This window comes from Pseudomonas sp. HMSC057H01, assembly GCF_001836405.1.
Lineage (GTDB): Bacteria > Pseudomonadota > Gammaproteobacteria > Pseudomonadales > Pseudomonadaceae > Pseudomonas > Pseudomonas aeruginosa.
On sequence record NZ_KV828426.1, the window covers coordinates 162,226 to 164,572 of the forward strand.

Here is a 2,347-nt window from a genome sequence, read left to right on the forward strand (position 1 = left end):
ACAGGCGCAGGTACTCGGCGGCTTCGTCGTTGGTCAGGTAGCGTTGGGGCTGCGCAGGCGCAGCGACAGCAGCGGCGGCAGGCCGCAAGGGAGCGGGTCGCATGGGATGTACCTCCATCAAGCCCGGCCACACCACGCGGCCGGTTAGAGGCACTTTCAAGAAAGCGAGGCTGCTTGCTAAGGGACGATCTACGGGGGACGCGAAACGTCCCCCCCTACTGCAACGGCGGCGGAAGCTGTGCCAGGCGGCGATAGCCGCCACGCATCAGCGCATCGCCACGACGTACCAGCCGCCGCACGCGGGCACGTAAGGCGCTGTCCTTGTGCCAGTCGGCGGCGACGGCATCGGCGCCGAACAGCCCTTCGGCCACTTCGCGCAATGACGCGCCCGCCAGGGTCGCGTCGAGCGTCTGCAAGGTGTGCAGTTCCAGCACCGCGGCCGTCGTGGGCCTGGAACGGGCCGCCGCCGCAGGCGTGGCAACCGTGGCCACGGCCAATGCGTCCAGCTCGGACGCGAGCGTGCGATAGCGCGCGCAGGGCGTGGCGCAGGCGCGGGTGGCGTAGAGGTAGGCCATGCCGTCTTCCAGGCCCGGCGCGAGCGCGAGCCGCAGGCAGCAGCCGGGCCAATGCGACACCAGCACCAGGCGCTTGCCGTCGTGGATCAGTTGCTTGCGGCCGGGAACGCGCCAGAACTCGAAGGCATGGGCTTCGGGTGGCGGGTCATCGTCCGGGTAAACCTGCACGACGGCATCGTGATCGGGAAACCAGGCCGGATGCGCGTCGCGCGCATCCAGGGCTGGGTCTTCCAGCAGGCGCAGGCCCCACGCCTGCGCCGTGTCCGGCCGGCGGCGGCGGCGCAGCCAGTCGCGGCGGTAGTCGGGATTTCGGCGCAGGTATTCCCACGCCAGCGCAGGGCCGTCAAGGTGCAGAACGTAGAGATAGGCCGCTGTCGGATACCAGTGTTCGGCGCTGCGATCAGTCATGGCGAAACCTCCCTCTGTTTGGGATGCGTCGCCACGATTTCCGCGATGCGGGAACTATCGAAATGCCATCAGGTCGTCATCAAAATTGGTTAGGCTGTAACTGTCGGTGTCAAGACCATTTGGCTCTGCGTGTTGCGGAAATCGTCTGAATGCGACGGCTACGCCTTCAGGAAAATGACGCGCAGCACCGAACACCGTGCCGCAGCCCGCGCCCAAGATCAGGACTGTTTTCAACAGGATCGCACCACTTCGGTGCAAGAATGCGGATTCAGACCTGCACGGTCTTGATCAAGATTGAAATAGTCACGATGCGCCCCGGCTGGCTAGGCCGCGCTGGTTTTCATCAGTCCGTGATCGCGCCGTTCTCCTGCGCCAGCCGGACGTACTCCGATAACGGGCGCACCGCCTGGAAATACCGATCCCGCCGCACCGGCAGCTTGCGCGGCCCGACGATGCCCGCCAGGTCGGACAGCTTGACCATCCCGAGCTCAGGCATACCGATACCGAGGTCGATCAGGCCGTAGGCCGTGTCGCCATCCGCCGGGTCGAGCGACACCAGCAGCCAGGTCACATGCGCGTCCGGGGTGAACAAGCGCACCACGGGCAGCGGGTCGAGCCGCTGACCAGCGGCGAGCGCCGCGCCGTGGGCCAGCAGCCGGGCGCGTTCATCAGCGGTGACAAGCGGCAGGGTCATGGGCAGCTTCTCCACGAAACCGACGATGCGCGAATGCGCTTTGGTGCCGAAGCGCAGAACTGCCGAAACGCATCCGTGCATTCGTGTGGAAGCACCGATGTGCAAGCCATCGCATCCGTAGAAGAACAGAAGCGCCGAAGCGGAATTGTCGGAAGCCGGAAAGACACGGATGCGATTCCCCGGTTCTGTCGGAATCCGCATCTGCGGATTTCCGTAAAAGCACGAAAGCGGGCCTTTCAGCCATGAATGAACACTATAGATTGTAGCCCTATAGGGCGCAATGGGCTGTCATCTTGGTTTTTATGGGGAAACCAAGTTAGTGACAGCGAAACACTCATTGGCAACGGCAATACGGACAGTCAGGAAGGCGCGAGGCTTGAGCCAGGAAGCGTTCTCCGACGTGTCCAGCCGCACCTATATGAGTACGCTGGAGCGCGACTTGAAAAGTCCGACCCTGCACAAGCTGACCGAGCTGTGCGAGGTCATGGAAGTGCATCCGCTGACGCTGTTGACGCTGGCCTACGCCGGCGACGACACGCACAAGGCCGACGAACTGCTGGCGCGGGTGCGCCAGGAGTTCGAGGCCGTGCTGAAAGAGCGCGACGCGCCCTAGCGCGTCTGAATGCCCGCAAGCGGAGCGCGCAGCGCCGCCAGGCGCGAAGGCGTGAGG

3 protein-coding genes and 1 pseudogene are annotated in these 2,347 nt (G+C 64.8%); 1 reads left to right on the forward strand and 3 read right to left on the reverse strand.

Annotation, left to right across the window (positions count from 1 at the left end; translation table 11 throughout):
* The 3 genes and pseudogenes from HMPREF2581_RS31840 to HMPREF2581_RS09185 form a co-directional block, all read right to left on the reverse strand.
* Positions 1–118, reverse strand: a pseudogene (locus tag HMPREF2581_RS31840) (DNA-binding protein); the annotation flags it as partial.
* Positions 119–215: 97 nt separating this feature from the next.
* The gene (locus HMPREF2581_RS09180; RefSeq protein ID WP_004883055.1) at positions 216–983 is read right to left on the reverse strand and encodes a DUF2285 domain-containing protein; all 768 of its coding nucleotides are present in this window, start codon (positions 981–983) and stop codon (positions 216–218) included.
* 343 nt (positions 984–1,326) lie between these two features.
* On the reverse strand, positions 1,327–1,677 hold the full coding sequence (locus tag HMPREF2581_RS09185; RefSeq protein ID WP_028699139.1) for a DUF2958 domain-containing protein: 351 nt from the start codon (positions 1,675–1,677) through the stop codon (positions 1,327–1,329).
* Positions 1,678–1,996: 319 nt separating this feature from the next.
* Between HMPREF2581_RS09185 and HMPREF2581_RS09190 the strand changes: the two genes are divergently transcribed.
* Positions 1,997–2,290 (forward strand): helix-turn-helix domain-containing protein, encoded by a 294-nt coding sequence (locus HMPREF2581_RS09190; protein ID WP_064717570.1) that lies wholly within the window; start codon positions 1,997–1,999, stop codon positions 2,288–2,290.
* Positions 2,291–2,347: the final 57 nt, after the last annotated feature.